This window comes from Kribbella sp. NBC_00709 (assembly GCF_036226565.1).
Classification (GTDB): Bacteria; Actinomycetota; Actinomycetes; order Propionibacteriales; family Kribbellaceae; genus Kribbella.
This window is the reverse complement of record NZ_CP108996.1, coordinates 8047201-8065650: the sequence shown is the minus strand read 5'-3', so window position 1 is coordinate 8065650 and position 18450 is coordinate 8047201. Positions and strand designations below refer to the sequence as shown.

General features: G+C 69.6%; 10 protein-coding genes. 3 read left to right on the top strand and 7 right to left on the bottom strand.

The window, feature by feature from the left end:
* Positions 1-15 precede the first annotated feature (15 nt).
* On the top strand, positions 16-5535 hold the full coding sequence (locus tag OHA18_RS39225; protein ID WP_329000464.1) for an ATP-binding protein: 5520 nt from the start codon (positions 16-18) through the stop codon (positions 5533-5535).
* Between the two features lie 18 nt (positions 5536-5553).
* Positions 5554-7695 carry a transglycosylase domain-containing protein gene (locus tag OHA18_RS39220; protein WP_329000463.1) on the top strand — a complete coding sequence of 714 codons (2142 nt, stop codon included), beginning with the start codon at positions 5554-5556 and terminating at the stop codon, positions 7693-7695.
* A gap of 3 nt (positions 7696-7698) precedes the next feature.
* Here OHA18_RS39220 and OHA18_RS39215 read toward each other — a convergent pair whose 3' ends face one another.
* Positions 7699-9612, bottom strand: coding sequence for a primary-amine oxidase (locus OHA18_RS39215; protein WP_329000462.1), 1914 nt, complete (start codon positions 9610-9612; stop codon positions 7699-7701).
* Positions 9613-9689: 77 nt separating this feature from the next.
* Here OHA18_RS39215 and OHA18_RS39210 point away from each other — a divergent pair, with 77 nt between their 5' ends.
* Entirely contained in the window at positions 9690-11135 is a 1446-nt protein-coding gene (locus tag OHA18_RS39210; protein ID WP_329000461.1) for a gamma-aminobutyraldehyde dehydrogenase, read from the top strand.
* Here OHA18_RS39210 and lysA read toward each other — a convergent pair.
* The 6 genes from lysA to OHA18_RS39180 all read right to left on the bottom strand — a co-directional run bounded on the left by lysA (position 11132) and on the right by OHA18_RS39180 (position 18433).
* Entirely contained in the window at positions 11132-12379 is a 1248-nt protein-coding gene (lysA, locus tag OHA18_RS39205) for a diaminopimelate decarboxylase (protein ID WP_329000460.1), read from the bottom strand. The genes OHA18_RS39210 and lysA overlap by 4 nt on opposite strands.
* On the bottom strand, positions 12376-13731 hold the full coding sequence (locus OHA18_RS39200) for a pyridoxal phosphate-dependent decarboxylase family protein (protein WP_329000459.1): 1356 nt from the start codon (positions 13729-13731) through the stop codon (positions 12376-12378). Before OHA18_RS39200 ends, lysA begins: the two co-directional genes overlap by 4 nt.
* A gap of 2 nt (positions 13732-13733) precedes the next feature.
* On the bottom strand, positions 13734-14654 hold the full coding sequence (locus tag OHA18_RS39195) for a universal stress protein (RefSeq protein ID WP_329000458.1): 921 nt from the start codon (positions 14652-14654) through the stop codon (positions 13734-13736).
* Positions 14651-16105 carry an amino acid permease gene (locus OHA18_RS39190; protein WP_329000457.1) on the bottom strand — a complete coding sequence of 485 codons (1455 nt, stop codon included), beginning with the start codon at positions 16103-16105 and terminating at the stop codon, positions 14651-14653. The genes OHA18_RS39195 and OHA18_RS39190 overlap by 4 nt, the downstream gene beginning before the upstream one ends.
* A 90-nt stretch (positions 16106-16195) precedes the next feature.
* Complete coding sequence (gene speB, locus OHA18_RS39185) at positions 16196-17221, bottom strand: agmatinase (RefSeq protein ID WP_329000456.1); 1026 nt, start codon at positions 17219-17221, stop codon at positions 16196-16198.
* Positions 17222-17245: 24 nt separating this feature from the next.
* The gene (locus OHA18_RS39180; protein WP_329000455.1) at positions 17246-18433 is read right to left on the bottom strand and encodes a serine hydrolase domain-containing protein; all 1188 of its coding nucleotides are present in this window, start codon (positions 18431-18433) and stop codon (positions 17246-17248) included.
* Positions 18434-18450 lie beyond the last annotated feature (17 nt).

Below are 18450 nucleotides of genomic sequence, written 5' to 3'. Positions count from 1 at the left end.
ACACGGAGGCGGTCGATGTTCAAGCGTATCGCAATAGTGAACCGGGGCGAGGCCGCGATGCGGCTGATCAATGCGGTCCGGGAAGTCAACGCCGAGGGCGGTGACCCCATCGAGACCGTGGCCTTGTTCACCGAGGGTGAGCGGACTGCCACCTTCGTGCGCGCGGCGGACATCACCTACCCGCTCGGCCCGGCATCGGCCCGGCCGTACCTGGATCTCGCCGTCCTCGAGCGTGCGCTCCGCGAGACCGGGGCCGACGCGGCCTGGGTCGGCTGGGGATTCGTTGCCGAGGACCCGGCGTTCGCGGAGTTGTGCGACCGGATCGGCGTGACCTTCATCGGCCCGTCGGCCGAGGCGATGCGCAAGCTCGGCGACAAGATCGGGTCGAAGCTGATCGCCGAGGAGGTCGGCGTACCGGTCGCGCCGTGGAGCCGGGGTGCGGTCGAGTCGCTGGAGGCCGCGCTGGAGGCGGCCGAGCGGATCGGCTACCCATTGATGCTCAAGGCAACGGCCGGTGGCGGTGGCCGCGGCATCCGGGTGGTCCGCTCCGCCGACGAGCTGTCCGACGCGTACGCGCGGACCAGTGACGAGGCTGCCCGTGCGTTCGGCAGCGGCGTGGTGTTTCTGGAGCGGCTCGTCACCGGCGCACGGCACGTCGAGGTCCAGGTCATCGCGGACGGCCAGGGCGCCGCGTGGGCGCTCGGTGTTCGGGACTGCTCCGTGCAGCGCCGCAATCAGAAGGTCATCGAGGAGTCGGCGTCTCCGCTGCTGTCCGCGTCGCAGGACGAGGATCTGAAGGCCTCCGCCGAGCGGTTGGCGCTGGCGGTCGGATACCAGGGCGCCGCGACGGTCGAGTTCCTGTACCACCCGGGCGAGAAGTCGTTCGCGTTCCTCGAGGTGAACACCCGGCTCCAGGTCGAGCACCCGATCACCGAGCTGACCACCGGGTTCGACCTGGTGAAGGCCCAGCTGCACGTCGCATCCGGCGGCCGGCTGGAGGCTCCCAAGCCGCTGGAGAGCGGTCACGCGGTCGAGGCCCGGTTGAACGCCGAGGACCCGGACCGCGATTTCGCGCCGTCGCCCGGGCGCATCGCCGTACTCGATCTGCCCGCCGGCCCCGGGATCCGGGTGGACACCGGAGTCAGTGCGGGCGACAGCATCCCGGCCGACTTCGACTCGATGATCGCGAAGATCATCGGGTACGGCCGGACCCGGGAGGAGGCGCTGGCGCGGCTGCGGCGCGCGATGCAGGCGACGACGGTGCTGATCGAGGGCGGTGCGACCAACAAGAGTTTCATCCTCGAGCTGCTCGACCAGCCCGAGGTGATCGACGGCAGCGCGGACACCGGCTGGATCGACCGGGTCCGCGGCGAGGGGCGCCTGGTGTCGCACCGGCACTCCGGCATCGCGCTGGTCGCGGCCGCGATCGAGGGGTACGAGGACGCCGAGAAGGTCGAACGCACCCGGCTCTACGAGACCGCGCACGGCGGCCGTCCGCAGGTGCAGCACGAGGTCGGTCGCGCGATCGACCTGAAGCTGCGGGGCGCGAGTTACCGGGTGACAGTGGCGCGGATCGGCCCGGAGCGGTTCCGGGTCGGCGTCGGCAACGGCGACAGCCACCTCAAGGTCGTGGATGCCGAGCTGGAGCGGCTGGACGAGTACAGGAGCCGGCTGGTCGTCGGCGGGCAGCGGTTCCGCCTGGTGACCGCGACACATGGCCCCGTGCATCTGGTCGAGGTCGACGGCGTGACGCACCGCGTCAGCCGGGACGAGGGCGGCGTACTGCGTTCGCCGGCGCCCGCGCTCGTGGTGGCGACGCCGGTGCAGACGGGCGCCGAGATCGAGGCCGGCGCTCCGGTGCTCGTGCTCGAGAGCATGAAGATGGAGACGGTGCTGTACGCGCCGTTCAAGGCGACCGTGAAGGAGCTGCTGGTCTCGACCGGCAGCCAGGTCGAGACCGGTGCGCCGCTGCTCCGGCTGGAGCCGGTGGCCGATGAGTCCGGGGCGGAAGAGGTCGCTCCGACCACGAACGGCGTACAGCTGGATCTGCCGAACGGGACGGGGGAGAAGTCCGCGGCCGAGCGGGTGGAGCGCGGGCTGGACGATCTGCGGAGCATGCTGCTCGGGTTCGACATCGACCCGCAGGACGAGGGCGGCATGCTGGCCGACTACCTCGCTGCCCGGTCCGAGCTCGCGCATCAGCACTCCGAGCCGCCGGTCGGGCCCGAGATCGAGCTGCTGACGGTGTTCGCCGACTTCGCCGAGCTGAGCCGCAACCGGCCGGCCGGCACGGACACGACCATCGAGAACCGCGTGCACAGCCCGCGCGAGTACTTCTACACGTACCTGCAGAGCCTGGATCCGGACCGTGGTGCGTTGCCGGCCGAGTTCCAGTCCCGGCTGACGCGGGTGCTGAGCAACTACGGCGTGAGCGGGCTGGAGCGGAGCCCTGAGCTGGAGGAGGCGGTCTTCCGGATCTTCCTGGCGCAGCAGCGCTCGAGTCCCGACGTGGTGCTGGTGACGTCCGTGCTGCAGCGGTGGATCGCCGAGCCGCTGCCGGAGGCGCCGCTCGACGAGTCGGTGCACGAGCTGCTGGACCGGCTCGTGCTGGCCACACAGCTGCGGTTCCCGGTGGTCGGTGACCTGGCGCGGAGCGTCCGGTTCCGCTGGTTCGACCAGCCGCAGGTCGACGCCGAGCGGGAATCCATCATCACCGGTGTGAGCGACGAGGTCGCCGACCTGGCCGTGCACCCGGACGCGCCGGACCGGCAGCAGCGGATCGACGCGCTGGCCGCGATCCCGGAGCCGATCGTCCGGTTCCTCGCCCAGCGGCTGGAGCGCGGCTGGGGCGAGCGTGAGCCGATGCTCGAGGTGCTCGTCCGGCGGCACTACCGCGAGTACGAGCTGCACGACCTGCGCGAGTTCGCTGTCGACGGGCGGCCGGTCGCGACCGCTGACTACAGCATCGACGACCGCCCGAGCCACCTGGTCACGACGGTCGGGACGGTGGCCGAGCTGGCCGACCGCGACAGCGCCCTCTCGCGCATGCTGACCGCGCAGGTCGACGCCCGCACGGCCGGTCACGAGGCCGTCGTCGAGCTGTACCTGTACGGCCCCGACCTGCCCGAATCGCAGCAGGAGGCCTCCGATCTGTACCGCCGGATGGTCGCCGACCTGCCGGTCGCCCAGCGGGTACGGCGGATCTCGGTCGCGGTCGCACCAGGACAGGGCCGCCCGGTGTCGTACTTCACCTACCGCCCGGCCGGCGGATCGATGACCGAGGACGACAACGTCCGCGGCGTCCATCCGATGGTCGGCCGCCGCCTGAACCTGTGGCGGCTGCGCGACTTCCGGATCACCCGCCTCGAAGCACCCGAGGACGTCCTGCTCTATTACTGCGTCGCGCGGGACAACCCGGCCGACCGGCGGCTCGTCGCGCTGGCCCAGGTCCGTCAGTTCGCGGTGGTCCGGGACGAGGACGGCCAGGTCACGTCGCTGCCGCACGCGGAGCGGGCGATCGCGAACTGCCTGGAGGCGATCCGCCGGGCGCGTTCCGCCCGTGGAGCAGCCGGCGCCAAGCTGGACATGAACCATGTGTGGGTGCAGATCTGGCCGGTGGTCGAGGCGCAGGTCGACGAGGTCACCGCACTGCAGCGCAACATCGCCCCGCTGACCGCGGGCGCGGGGATCGAGGAGGTCCTGGTCCAGGGCCAGGTCCCGGGCCCGGACGGCACCACGAACCCGGTCGCTGCCCGGTTCTATTACCAGCACGGCGCCGGGGTCGTCGTGTCGATCGAGCAGCCGCCGACCGGACGGCTGCTGCCGCTCGACGACTACGCCCAGAAGGTGCAGCGGTCCCGGCGGCGCAACACCATCTACCCGTACGAGGTCAGCGGGATGGTCGCCGGCCAGGGCGGCTCGTTCGTCGAGCACGACCTCGACGACGCGGGCAACCTGGTCCCGGTCGAGCGGGCGAAGGGCCTGAACAAGGCCGGCATCATCGTCGGCATCGTCACCACGCCGAGCGAGCGCTACCCCGAGGGCGTCACCCGGGTCGCGATGAGCGGCGACCCGACGATGGCGCTCGGCGCGGTCGCCGAGGGGGAGTGCGCGCGGATCATCGCCGCACTCGACCTGGCCGAGCGGATGCGGGTCCCGGTCGAGTGGTACTCGCTGTCGGCCGGTGCCCGGATCTCGATGGACTCCGGCACCGAGAACATGGACTGGGTCGCGAAGGCGCTGAAGCGGATCGTCGAGTTCACCCAGGACGGCGGCGAGATCAACGTCGTGGTCGCGGGGATCAACGTCGGCGCGCAGCCGTACTGGAACGCCGAGGCGACCATGCTCATGCACACCAAGGGCATCCTGGTGATGACGCCGGACAGCGCGATGGTGCTGACCGGCAAGCAGACGCTGGACTTCTCCGGCAGCGTGTCGGCCGAGGACAACTTCGGCATCGGCGGCTACGACCGGGTGATGGGCCCGAACGGCCAGGCGCAGTACTGGGCGCCCGACCTGAAGGCGGCGCGGAACGTGCTGATGACGCACTACGACCACACGTACGTCGTACCGGGGGAGAGCGGTCCGCGGCGGGCGGTCACGAGTGACCCGGTCGACCGGGACGTCACGCCGTACCCGCACGACGTGGCCGGGAGCGACTTCAAGACCGTTGGTGAGATTTTCTCGACTACGACGAACCCGGACCGGAAGAAGGCGTTCGACATCCGCACGCTGATGCGGGCCGTCACCGACCAGGACCACCCGGTGCTGGAGCGCTGGGCCGGGATGGCCGACGCCGACACCGCAGTCGTGCAGGACGCGCGGCTCGGCGGGTTCCCGGTGTGTTTGGTCGGGATCGAGTCCAAGTCGGTGCCGCGCCGGGGTTTCCCGCCCACCGACGGTCCGGACACGTACACCGCGGGCACGCTGTTCCCGCGGTCGTCGAAGAAGGTGGCCCGGGCGATCAACTCGGCCAGCGGCAACCGGCCGCTGGTGGTGCTGGCGAACTTGTCCGGTTTCGACGGATCACCGGACTCGATGCGGAACCTGCAGCTCGAGTACGGCGCCGAGATCGGCCGCGCGATCGTCAACTTCCGGGGACCGATCGTATTCTGCGTCGTCTCGCGGTACCACGGCGGCGCGTTCGTGGTGTTCTCGAAGTCGCTGAATCCGTCCATGACGGTGCTCGCGGTCGAGGGATCGTTCGCCTCGGTGCTCGGCGGCGCGCCGGCGGCCGCCGTCGTGTTCGCGGGTGAGGTCGACGCCCGGACCGCTGCCGATCCGCGGGTTGCGACGCTGGCCGAGCGGGTCGGCGAGGCCACCGGCGCGGAGCGGGCCGCGCTCGCGACGGAGCTCGCGGACGTGCGGACCGTCGTCCGCGCCGAGAAGCTGGGCGAGGTCGCGACGGAGTTCGATCGGGTGCACAGTATCGAGCGGGCCCGCCAGGTCGGATCGGTCGATGCGGTCATCTCTGCCAGGGAATTGCGGCCAAAGTTGATCGAGGCAATCAATTCCGGGGTACCCGGAGTTCGATGACTCGACTAGCCTGGGGGTATGCGTGCCGGCAGGGGCGGTCGCAATCCAGCTCGGTCGTTGATGACGTTCATCGGCGTGAGCGTGCTGTCGGGCGCGCTGGCGGCGGGGCTCGCGGTGCCGTTCGCCGGGTTCGCCGGCCGTGGATCGGCTGACGTCGCGGCGACCGTCCAGAACCTGCCGAAGGAGCTCGAGGTCGATCCGGTGGCCGTCCGCAGCCGCATCCTGGCCGCGGACGGCACGCTGATCGCGACGCTGTACGAGCAGAACCGCGTCCCGGTCCCGCTCAGCACGATCAGCCCGATCATGCGCAAGGCGATCGTCGCGATCGAGGACTCCCGGTTCTACGACCACGGCGCCCTCGACCTGAAGGGCACGCTCCGCGCGATGCTGCGCAACCAGACCGAGGGCGAGGTGCAGCAGGGCGGGTCGAGCATCACCCAGCAGTACGTGAAGATGAGCCTGGTCGAGAAGGCGCGGACGGCGGCGGAGCGGGCAGCGGCGACCGCGGTCACGTACGAGCGCAAGCTGGCCGAGCTGCGGTACGCCGTCGCGGTCGAGGACCAGCTGTCCAAGGACGAGATCCTCGAGCGGTACCTGAACCTGGTGAACTTCGGCGACGGCTCGTACGGCGTCCAGGCGGCCGCCCAGCACTACTTCCGGACCACGGCCGACAAACTCACGCTCCCGCAGGCGGCGCTGCTGGCCGGTCTGGTGAAGAACCCGACCGGGTACGACCCGACCAACGACCTGGCCCGGTCAAAGGCCCGCCGCGACGTGGTGATCAAGCGGATGCTCGAGCTCGGCGTGGTCACGGTGCATCAGGCGAACGAGGCGCTGCGGACGCCGGTCGTCGACCTGGCGCGGGTCGAGCCCGTGCCGAACGGCTGCGCCAACTCGCGGTACCCGTTCTACTGCGACTACGTGGTCTCCAAGCTGCTGGCCAACCCGGCGCTCGGCGCGACCGTGAAGGACCGCGACCACTACCTGAAGACCGGCGGCCTGCTGATCCGGACCTCGATCGACCCGCGGATCCAGGCGGCCGCGCAGGCCTCGATCGACAAGCACAGCAAGCGCACCGACACCGCGATCGCGGCGATCACGGTGGTCGAGCCGGGCACCGGGCTGGTGAAGGCGATGGTGCAGAGCAAGCCGTACGGCAACGGGCGCAACCACACGAACTACAACTACAACGTGGAGAAGTCGTACGCCGGCGGGTTCGGCGGGTTCCAGAACGGCTCCACGATGAAGGCGTTCACGATCGCGGCGGCCCTGTCGAAGGGCATCCCGATGGACTACCGGATCAACTCGCCGGAGCAGATCGACCTGCGGAACAAGAAGTTCACGACCTGTACCGGGTTCACCCGCGATCCGAAGTACCAGCCGAGGAACTCCACGCACAGCGGTGACCTGACCATGGTCGAGGCGGCCAGGTTCTCGACCAACACGTACTTCCTGCAGCTGTCGCAGCGGACCGGGCTGTGCCCGATCGCGAAGATCGCGGCCAGGCTCGGGATGTACAACGCGCAGACCGGCGAGCCGCTCGACCAGGTGGCGTCGATGACGCTGGGCGTCGGGTACGTGACCCCGCTGATGCTGTCGAACGCGTACGCGACGTTCGCGGCGCGGGGGAAGTACTGCGAGCCGCTGGTCGTCACGTCGATCCGCGACGAAGGCGGCAAGCCGATCCCCGGCCCCGGCTTCGCCTGCAAGCAGGTGCTGCCGCGCGCGGTGGCCGACGGGGTCAACCGGGTCCTCAGCGCGGTGATGATGCCGGGCGGCACCGGTGGCAAGTTGCGGTTCGGCACCCGCGACATGGCCGGCAAGACCGGCACCATCCAGCAGAACCTGGCCGTCTGGTTCGCCGGCTACACCCCGAACCTCGCCGCCGCGGCGGTCGTCGCGGACGCGAACCTGCCGTACACGAACCTGATGTTCCACCACACCCTGAACGGGCAGGACATCGCCGACCCGACCGGCTCCGGCACCGCCGGCCCGCTGTGGGAGTCCGCCATGCAGGGCAGCCTCCGCGGTCTCCCGGTCGAACGTTTCGTCAACCCACCGAAGAAACTCATCGGCGACCCCAACCCGAAGCCGCCGGACTCGGAGAAGAAGCCGGGCACGAAACCGACGCCGCCCAAGCCGAACACGAACCCTCGCTGACGCTCACCCCGGGTGGTGCTCGCAGACCTCACCGTCGGCCTTGACCGAGGGTGGGACGTCGATCGAGGGGTTCTGGTCGAAGAACCCGAACGGCTTCAGCCAGAACGAGATCGTGTCGGCGGGCATCACGGGCCAGTCCTCGACCCGGGTGATGTGGTGGATGCCGAAGACGTACCACAGCACGATGTCGGTGTTCTCCAGCGACTCGTCGTCGGCGATCCAGCGGCTCATCCCGTCGTCGGTGGTGGATTGCGTGGGGTAGTCGCCGGCCGGCCAGCGTTCCTCCTCGTGGTGGCGGGTGACCCAGAGGGTGTGGCCGATCACCGGAGCGCGCAGGAACTGGGGCGTGCCGGGATCCATCAGCGGCGGGATCGACGCGCTCGGGACGAGTTTGTACGCCGGGTGCGTGCCGAGCGCGTTCACCCGGTTCGGGTTCGCCACTTTCCAGGATCGTTGGGTCGACCAATTGAAGTCGCGGGCGGCCTCGGACTCGGTGCGGATCGGCGTCGCGTCGGTGACCACAGCCAGTCCGTACGGGTTGCTGTCCGAGACGGGCAGCGCCCGCGAGTCGACCTCGTACGCCGTGTTGCCGTCGCCGTCCACGTCGAGGTCGAGCCGGGCGACCAGGAAATGCTGATGGAAGGGCGCGTACGTCTGCTGGTCGACCACGGTCCCGGTCTGCGGCGGGGGACCGGCGAACGGGGTCGTCACCATCAGACCGGTGGCCCGGACCTCGCACTCGATGTTGCCGTCCTGGTAGAAGCGCCAGTACACGAGGTACTCGTAGTTCGCGACCGTGACGTGGCAGGACACGACCATCCGGCGCATCCGGCGGATCTCGGCGCCGTTGGTGTGGTCGACGTGCTTCCACAGGACGGCGTTGTCCTCCTCGTGCAGACAGATCGCGTTCTTGATCGTGTACGGCTCGCCGCGGGTGTCGTGCAGTACGGCGTCCAGGTAACGGATCTCGCCGAGACAGTCGCACCCCAGCTCGAGCGACGTGGTCATGAACCCGAGACCCCATTCACCGATGTCGAACGCCGTCCGCCGGTAGTGGTCGAACGAGGCGTCGCGGTACGGGACCATCAGCTCGGCGAACGACATCCGGTAGGCCATGTCGCGGCCGCCGTACCCGACCTGGTAGATCACCGGGCCCTCGCGGTGGTTGAAGCCGAGCCGCAGCGTCCAGTTCTGCCACCGCAGTTCGGTGCCGTCGAGGGTGAACGAGACACCGTCGGGCTGGGTGATCTCCAGCGGCTTCAGGTCGGTGCGCAGCGTCCCGGTCCACGGTCCGGGGGCGTACTCCGCGTTGACGTCGGGCTGGCCGTGGTCATGGTCGTTCTCCAGCTCGAGCAGCTCGAGCGTGTTCATGTCGACGACGACCTTGAGGCCGGAGACCGGGTGCGCGTACGCGTTGCTCTCGGGGGTTTCGCGGTACCAGATGTCGCACCACCCGAGCCTGCGGTCGCGGTACTTCTCCGGCATCAGCGCCTTCCCGTACGTCCAGACCTCGATCAGCACCAGGGACAGGTCGGTGATGCCGCGGTCGGCCAGGGCGGCGATCACGTCCGGGTGGGCCCGCATCGCCTCGTCGACCTCGTGATACTCGTCGGTGGTGAAGTTCGGCGTCACGCCGGGGACGTGCGTCCAGGACACCACCCGGTCGCCGGTCAGGTCGACGACGGCTTCCCAGGTCTGGTTGTCGGCCCGGTTCCACAGCACGGCGAACGCGGTTCGCGGTACGGCGTCACCGGGCCGCCAGGCCTGCACTGCCGCCTTGTCCGGCTCGAGCAGCTCGATTCCGGCGAACCGCCAGGAGCCGCCGAGCTCCTCGTCCCGGCGCAGGATCGCGGCCGTCTGCCGGAACTCGTGCTCATCCAGCGGCTCGAGCGGATGGGTCGCCATGGTGGTGGTCACGGCCTTCTCCTCGTCAGTGGGTGAGCCTAGATTGAGGAAGCGGGGGACGGATCGTCTGCTGCAAAGGGGTGGGTCTGATGCCGGACAAGAAGCTGTTCTCCAACGTCATCGACGGGAAGGTCCAGGCGTCGTCGTCGGGGGCGATGATGGACATCGTCAACCCGTCCACCGGCGAGGTGTACGCCGCCGCGCCGAACTCGGACGAGCACGACGTCGACCAGGCCTTCCGGGCCGCGGCGACCGCGTTCGAGACCTGGCGCTGGTCGACACCGAGCGAGCGGCAGCACGCGCTGCTGAAGCTCGCCGACGTGATCGAGGCCGGCGCCGAGGAACTGATCGCGATCGAGAGCGAGAACACCGGCAAGCCGGTGGCGCTGACCCGGTCGGAGGAGATCCCGCCGATGGTCGACCAGATCCGCTTCTTCGCCGGCGCCGCCCGAGTGCTGGAGGGCAAGTCGGCCGGTGAGTACATGCGCGGCTTCACCTCGTCGATCCGCCGCGAACCGATCGGCCCGGTCGCGCAGGTCGCGCCCTGGAACTACCCGATGATGATGTCGGTCTGGAAGTTCGCCCCGGCGCTGGCAGCCGGCAACACCGTGGTCCTGAAGCCGTCCGACACCACCCCGGCGTCGTCGTACTGGATGGTCGAGCGGATGCAGGAGATCTTCCCGCCCGGCGTCTGCAACCTGGTCTGCGGCGACCGCGACACCGGCGCCGCGCTGACCAGGCACAAGGTCCCGCAGCTGGTCTCGATCACCGGCTCGACCCGGGCCGGGATGGCGGTCGCGATGGCTGCTGCGGCGGACGTCAAACGGGCCCACCTCGAGCTCGGCGGCAAGGCGCCGGTGGTGGTGTTCGACGACGCCGACATCCCGGCCGCGATCGAGGGCATCTCGGTGGCCGGCCTGTTCAACGGCGGCCAGGACTGTACAGCGGCCACCCGGGTGCTCGTCCAGCAAGGCATCTACGACGAGTTCGTCGCAGCGCTCACCGACGCGGCGCGGGCGACGCGGACCGGCTACGACCCGGCCGACGAGGACATCCTGTACGGGCCGATCAACAACGCCAACCAGCTCGGCCACGTCGCCGGTCTGGTCGAGCGGGCCCCGGACCACGCCCGGGTGACGACCGGCGGCCACCGGGTCGGCGACCGTGGGTACTTCTACGAGCCGACGATCGTCGCGGACCTGCGCCAGGACGACGAGCTGATCCGGACCGAGATCTTCGGCCCGGTGCTGACCGTGCAGAAGTTCGCCGACGAGGACGAGGGCCTCCGGATGGCGAACGACAGCGAGTACGGCCTGGCCTCCTCGGTCTGGACGACCAACGTCACCACCGCGGCCCGGATGTCCGCCCGGCTCGACTTCGGCTGCGTGTGGATCAACACCCACATCCCGCTGATCGCCGAGATGCCGCACGGCGGCTTCAAGCACTCCGGCTACGGCAAGGACCTGTCGATGTACGGTCTCGAGGACTACACGCGGATCAAGCACGTCATGCTCCATCACGGCTTCGAGGGCTAGTCGACGTCTCGAGCCATCAGGTCGTCCCACGTCTCCCGCCGTACGACGAGACGTGGGACGCCGTCGTTGGCGAACACCACCGGGATCCGGCGGTTGCCGTTGTAGTTGTTCGCCATCGTGAAGCAGTACGCCCCGGTCGCGGGGACAGCCAGCAGGTCACCGACCTTCGGGTCTGACAGCGGTACGCCGTCGACCAGCACGTCGCCGCTCTCACAATGCCGGCCTACCACGGTCACCGTCTGGGAAGGCCCTTCGAAGCGCCCCACGATGCCCGCCTCGAACCGCTGCTCGAACAACGCGACCTCCAGGTTGTCACCCATCCCGCCGTCCACCGCGACGAACGTGATCGCGCCGCGCTTCACCGTGGTGACGCGGTAGATCGTGGTCGCCGCCGTACAGACCATGCTGCGGCCAGGTTCGATGATGAGCTGGGCGGACGGCGGGAGGTGCTGCTTCGCCGCGCCGATCAGCGTGTCCAGGTACGCCGCGACCGTCGGCGGGTTGTCCGCCCAGGTGTAGCGCGCGCCGAGGCCGCCGCCGAGGTCGTAGATCTCGAACTCGCCGAGCTGGGCGACCGGCGCGACGGACGCCGCGAACGGTTCGACATCGAGGATCTGCGAACCGACGTGGACGTGCAGACCGCGCATCCGCAGCCGCGGGCTGTGCTCGATCCGCCGGATCAGCCGGGCCGCGTCGGCCGGTGCCAAACCGAACTTCGAGCCCTCGTGGCCGGTGAGAACGTGGGCGTGGGTGTCCGCGGTGACGCCCGGAATGATCCGCACCAGCACGTCCTGCGGGCGACCGGTCGCTTCCAGCCGGTCCACGTCGTCGGCGTTGTCCACCACGACCAGGCCGATGCCGTGCTCGACCGCGAGCGCGATCTCCTCGTCGCTCTTGGCGTTGCCGTGCAGCACGATCAGCGCCGGATCGACGCCGGCCTTGAGCGCTGTCAGGATCTCGCCGCCGCCCGCGACGTCCAGCCCGAGTCCTTCCTCGACCATGACGCGCTGGACCGCCGTACAGGGAAAGGCCTTGGAAGCGAAGACGACGCGGGCGTTGGGCCAGCGGGCGGTGAGTTCGTCGCGGTACTCGCGGGCGCGGGCTCGGAGAGCGCTCTCTGCGACCACGAGGACCGGCGTACCGAACTCGGCGGCCAGGTCGTCCGCGCGGCAGCCACCCACGACGACGGTGCCGTCGGCATCGAGCCGGCTGCCGGCCGGGAAGAGGCTGAGCAGGTCGCTCATGGTGCGGTCCGGGCCAGCACCTCGCGGACCAGGTCCAGGGTGGTGTCGGGATGCAGGAAGGCGAACCGGCCGATCGTCTCGCCCTCCCATTTGCTGGGCGGGATGAACGCGACCTCGTCCTCGTGCAACCGCCGGGCCCAGTCGTCGTAGTCCTGGCCCGACCAGCCGAGGCGGCGGAACAGGACGACACCGAGGTCGGGTTCGCGGATCAGCTCCAGGTGCGACTCGGCCTTGATCAGCGCGGCCGTTTCCGTTGCCAGCCAGGCCGCCTTCTCGATCGCCTCCCGGTACGCGTCCACGCCGTACACCGCGAGCGAGAACCACAGCGGCAGGCCGCGGGCGCGACGGGTCAGGTGGTAGGCGTAGTCGGTCGGGTTCCATTCGCCGTCGGAGGTGTGGATGACGTCCAGGTACGACGCGTCCTGGGTGTGCGTCGCCCGGGCGAGCTCGGGATCGCGGTAGAGCAGGGCACAGCAGTCGAACGGCGTGAACAGCCACTTGTGCGGATCGAGGATGAACGAGTCGGCCTGCTCGATCCCGTCGTACTTCGGCCGCAGCGAGCGGGCGAAGATGCCGGAGCCGCCGTACGCGCCGTCGACGTGGAACCACCAGCCGCGCTCGTGCGCGAACGCACCGCAGCCGGCCAGGTCGTCGATGATGCCGGCGTTGGTGGTGCCCGACGTACACACCAGCGCGGCGACGTCCGACGGATCGGGGTCGGCCTCGATCGCGGCCCGGACCGTCTCCGCCGTCAGCCGGTGGTCCGGCGTGTCGACGACGAATGCGTCCAGCTCCAGGAGGCGCAGCGTGTTGACGATCGACGAGTGCGCGTCGGTGCCGACCACCACGCGCAGCCGGCGATCGGTGCCCAGCCGTTTCTTCGCGGTCTCGCGAGCGACCGCGAGCGAGGACAGGTTGCCGGCCGAGCCGCCGGAGACGAAACAGCCGCCCGCGCTCGCGGGCAGCCCGGCCTCGTCGGCGATCAGCCGCAGCACGGTGTTCTCGGCCGCGATCGCGCCCGAGGCCTCGAGCCACGAGATGCCCTGGATCGAAGCACACGAGACGAGCATGTCGAACAGCAGGCTCGCCTTGGTCGGCGCGGCCGGGATGAACCCGAGGAAGCGCGGGCTGTCGGCCGAGATCACGCTGGGCGCGATCACCGACGAGTAGACCCCGAGCACCTCGTCCGGTTGCCGGGGCGCGTCCCGGATCAGGCCGTCGAGCCGTTCGTAGAGCTCGTGCGCGGGCATCGTGGACTTGTCCAGCGGCACCGGGTTCATCCGCAGCCGGTTCTCGGCGTACGCGAGGACGCTGCGCACCATCTGCTCGGTGGTTTGGTCGACCTCGTGCATGGTCAGTCCTCAGCGGCTTGTTCGGCCAGTTCCTCGGCCCGGCGGCGCGGGATCACCAGCACCGGGACGGGGGAGTGCCGCAGGATCTTGGTCGCCCGTGACCCCAGGAACACCCGCGCGACCGGCCCGAGCTCGCTGGACCCGACCACCAGCACGTCGCCCGCGTCCCAGCCGATCTCGTCGATCGCCTCGGCCCACGTCGTACCCGACCCGATCACCGTCTCGACCGTGCCCGGGTGCACCGGCAGATCCTGCAGCTGCGCGAGCGTGGCGTTCACGGTCTTGTCCAGCTCGGTGCGCCACTCCTGCATCACGAGGTCCTCGGAGTCGGTGCCGAGCCTGGTCGTATAGGCCGGCCGGGACCACACCGCGAACGTTGCGATCCGCAACGACGCATGGACGTCGGAGCTCACCGAAGCAGCCGCCAGGACCAGGTCCTCGGCGCTCTCGGTCCCGCCGAAGGCCGCGGTCACCCGGGCCACCTTGCGGTCGTCCGGGCACCGGAAGCCGCGGGTGGCCAGCGCGAGCGAGACATGCGAGCTGTGCAGCAACCGGTCGGTGACACTGCCGAGCGCGATGTGGCCGAAGGCACCGGCCGACGACGAGCCGAGCACGATCAGCCGGGCGTCGTTCTGCTCGGCCACCTCGAGCAGCCCGGCCGGCGCCGACCGGGCACTGTGCCGCACGTACGTCGCCGGAACGTCGTTCGGCAGATACTTCCGGGCACGCTCGAGCGCCTGATCGGCGCCCTGCGCAAGGAAGTCCTGGTACTCCGCGTCCACCCGGGCCATCCCGGGCATCCAGGGCGCGGGTACGACGGTGCAGACGATCAGGCTGTCACCCGCGGACCTGGCCAGCATGCCCGCCAGGTGCAGCGCCGCCTTCCCGCGCTCGTCGGAGGCGTAGCCGACGATCATCGTCATGGCTGCGGTCCGTCCTCGTCCGGGGCCAGTCCGACATGCTCGTGCCGGCCGAGGTGCGAGTGCTTGAAGCCGTAGAAGAAGTACCAGGCCAGGGCCACGGCGAGCCAGATCAGGAACACGTAGATCGTGACCGCCCGCAGGTCCTTGATGATCCAGATACAGCCCGCGATCGACAGGATCGGTGTCACCGGATACCCCGGGACCCGGAAGCCGCGCGGCAGTTCGGGATGGGTTCGGCGCAGCACGATCACGCCGATCGAGACCACCAGGAACGCGACCAGCGTGCCGATGCTGGTCATCTCGGCGAGGAAGTTGATCGGGATCAGCCCGGCCAGCAGCGCGATCAGCACGGCGACGATGACGGTGTTCGGCACCGGGGTGTGGGTGCGCGGGTTCACCCGGTGGAACAGCTCCGGGATCATCCCGTCGCGGGCCATCGCGAACAGGATCCGGGTCTGCCCGTAGATGACGATCAGCGTGACGCTGAAGATCGAGATCACCGCGCCCGCGGCGAGCACCGTGGCCGGCCAGGACGACCCGGTCACCTTCTCCAGGATCGCGGACAGCCCGGCCTCCTGGTCCTTGAACTCGCCCGACGGCTGGGCCGCGACCGCGACGATGGTGACCAGGATGTACAGGGCGGTGACCGTGACGAGTGAGATCAGGATCGCCAGTGGCATCGTCCGGCGCGGGTTCTTGACTTCCTCACCGGCGGTCGAGACTGCGTCCAGACCGATGTAGGAGAAGAAGATGATGCCGGCCGCGGAGGTGATCCCGGTCAGGCCGAACGGCGCGAAGTTGGACAGGTTGTCGGAGTTCCAGCCCTTGAGCCCCAGGATCACGAACAGGATCAGCACGCCGATCTTCAGGCACACCATCACCGCGTTGGTCTTGGCCGACTCACTCGCGCCGCGGATCAGCAGCAGGGTGCAGAGGGCCACCAGGATCACCGCGGGAAGGTTGAACACCCCACCCTGTTCGGGTGCCTGGGACAACTTGTCCGGCAGCGTGAACCCGAAGATGTTGTCGAACAACTCGTTCAGGTACTGCGACCAGCCGACCGCGACCGCCGCCGCGGACACGCCGTACTCCAGCAGCAGGCACGCGGCCACGCCGATCGCGGGCAGCTCGCCGAGCGTCGCGTAGGCGTACGAGTACGACGAACCCGACACCGGGACCGCGCTGGCGAGCTCGGCGTAGCAGATCGCGGTCAGTCCGGCGACCACACCAGCGATCACGAACGACCAGATCACCGCCGGGCCGGCGACCGGCACGGCCTGCGCCAGGACGAAGAAGATACCGGTGCCGATGGTGGCTCCGATGCCGAACATGGAGAGCTGGAACAGTCCGATCGAGCGGACCAGTTCGCTCTGGCCGGTGTCGGTACCGCTCTCCTGCGACATCTCCGGAACCGGCTTGCGGCGGAACAGTTGCTGCACGGTCATCGCCATGGTGCCTCCCCTCGATGGAGGTGCCCGCCCGTCCCCGCCACCCCCCATCCTCTTCGGAGTGTGGCACCGGCCGCCGGTGCTGGGAACAGGTCAGCTCGACCTGGGGCGGTTGCCTAACAAAGGCTGGGCGGGATCCCAGTGGGTCCCGTCCCGTTCGTCCTGGCGCTTGCGGGCGATCGCCGACACCGCCTCCAGGACGACGCGATTGGCCAGTGCAGCAGTGATGTCGGCGTGGTCGTACGGCGGGCTCACCTCGACCACGTCCATCCCGGCGACGGGCAGTTCGAGGCAGATCCGGCGTACCGCGTCGAGCAGCTGACGCGCGGTCAGACCGCCGGGCTCGGGGGTGCCGGTGCCGGGAGCGTGGCCGGGGTCGCAGACGTCGATGTCGACGGACAGGAACACCGCGTCGCACTCGTCGGTGGCGATCACGAACGCCTCGGTCAGGCACTCGTCCAGGCCGCGGTGCACGATCTCGGTCATCTCGTAGGACCGCATGTTTTGCTGGGCCATCCAGTCGAGCGTGTCCGGTGGCGGCCAGTAACCGCGCAGCCCGATCTGCAGGAACCGGTCGCCGCGCAACGCGCCGGACTCGATCAGCCGGCGCATCGGTTGCCCGTGGCCCCACAACGAGCCGAACTCGATGTCGCCGGTGTCCGCGTGCGCGTCGAAGTGCAGCATCGACACCCGGCCGTGGCCGAGGACGTTCGCGACACCTTTCGCGTCCGGGAACGCGATCGAGTGATCGCCGCCGAGCACGATCGGGATCGCGCCCGAGCGGGTCACCTTCTCCACCGCCGCCTCGAGCGCGGGCAGCGCGACCTCGATGTCACCGGAGTACATCTCCACGTCGCCGGCGTCGACGACGTTCAGGTCCACCAGGCCGTCGGTCCGCAGCGCCAGGCTCGGCCGGGAGCCGTCATGGCCGAGGTAGTCACGCATCCGGATCGCCATCGGGCCGAAGCGTGCCCCCGGCCGGTGCGACGTACCGCCGTCGAAGGGTGCCCCGAGGATGACGACCTGAGCATCCGCGTACGACGCCGGGTCGTCGAGATCGCAGACCGGAACGCCGAGAAAGGTGAAATCCGGGCCGAACTGCTGGCCGTAGCGGCTCATCTTCGGAGTCTGGCACCCCGGCCCTCAAGCGTCCAGGGTCGCGCCGATCGCGGCGAAGGCCCGCAAGGTGTCGATCAGGTACGACGCGTTCTGCGGGTCCGGCCAGCTCGACAGCTTCACGCCGACCATCCCTGTCTCCCGGTGGACGTAGACCATCTGACCGTGAATCCCCAAGCAGACAAGGGCTGTGCCGCGATGGTTCGGCACGAACCAGAACTGGTTGCGGTACCAGCCGCCGGGCAGGACGGGCTCGTTGTCGGTGCCCGCGAAGGCGTCCCGCACAGCGGCGGGCGGCTGCCAGGCATCGTTGAGCCAGCCGGCCGGGACGATCTGTCCTTGGAGCAGCAGCTGACCGAAGCGGGCCACGTCCCGCGCGACCGCGGAGATCCCGCCGTCGTGGACCGCGGTGCCGACTGGGTCGCAGGTGATGTCCGCGGCTTGTTCGGCGCCCATGGGGATCCAGACGAGTCGTGAGATCAGCTCGGCCATCCGCGTGCCGGAAGCACGCTCGCACACCCAGCCGAGCAGGTCGGTGTCGGCCGACCGGTACGTGAACGCACCGCCGTGCGCGGACGCCGTACCCAGAGTGGTCAGGTAGTTGTACGTGCCGACCGGATCGCCGTCCTGTGGTGGACGCCAGCCCATCGACCGCTCCATCACGCGCACTTCCGCGTCGGCCGCCTGGTACGTCTCCCGGAAGGCCACTCCGGTCCGCATGTCCAGCAGATGCCGGACAGTCGCGCCGGCGTACCCGCTGCTCGCCACATCGGGTACGTACTTCGTGACCGGAGCCGCCGGGTCGAGGACACCGCGCTGCACGAGGATGCCCGCGACACAGCCGACGATCGACTTACTCACCGACATCAGCAGGTGCGGCGTGTGTGGAGTCATGCCGGCCAGGTACTGCTCGTCGACGATCGTCCCGTTGTGCAGCACGAGGAGCGCGTCGGTCCAGGTGTCCGCCCACACCTCGTCCACGGTCGCGGTGCTGCCGTCGAGCCGGTCGACGGGTGTCGCACAGACGGACGGGTCGATCGCGCTGGGGAGCGGACGGACGTACTTCGGGTCGCCGGGGATCACGTGCGTCGGCGTCAGCTCGCGCATGTGCCGGAACGCCCAGCGGACGTTGGGCGGGTCCTGCCAGCCGGACAGGTCGACGAGTGACTCGTCCGACGGCGGGAAGCCCGTCATCCGGTCGTCGGTGGTCGCCATGCGACTACGATCGCACC

Coding starts and splice junctions, on each gene's coding strand:
- OHA18_RS39225 (WP_329000464.1), top strand. CDS start 16: ATGTTCAAGCGTATCGCAATAGTGAACCGGGGCGAGGCCGCGATGCGG.
- OHA18_RS39220 (WP_329000463.1), top strand. CDS start 5,554: ATGCGTGCCGGCAGGGGCGGTCGCAATCCAGCTCGGTCGTTGATGACG.
- OHA18_RS39210 (WP_329000461.1), top strand. CDS start 9,690: ATGCCGGACAAGAAGCTGTTCTCCAACGTCATCGACGGGAAGGTCCAG.
- lysA (WP_329000460.1), bottom strand. CDS start 12,379: ATGAGCGACCTGCTCAGCCTCTTCCCGGCCGGCAGCCGGCTCGATGCC.
- OHA18_RS39200 (WP_329000459.1), bottom strand. CDS start 13,731: ATGCACGAGGTCGACCAAACCACCGAGCAGATGGTGCGCAGCGTCCTC.
- OHA18_RS39195 (WP_329000458.1), bottom strand. CDS start 14,654: ATGACGATGATCGTCGGCTACGCCTCCGACGAGCGCGGGAAGGCGGCG.
- OHA18_RS39190 (WP_329000457.1), bottom strand. CDS start 16,105: ATGGCGATGACCGTGCAGCAACTGTTCCGCCGCAAGCCGGTTCCGGAG.
- speB (WP_329000456.1), bottom strand. CDS start 17,221: ATGAGCCGCTACGGCCAGCAGTTCGGCCCGGATTTCACCTTTCTCGGC.
- OHA18_RS39180 (WP_329000455.1), bottom strand. CDS start 18,433: ATGGCGACCACCGACGACCGGATGACGGGCTTCCCGCCGTCGGACGAG.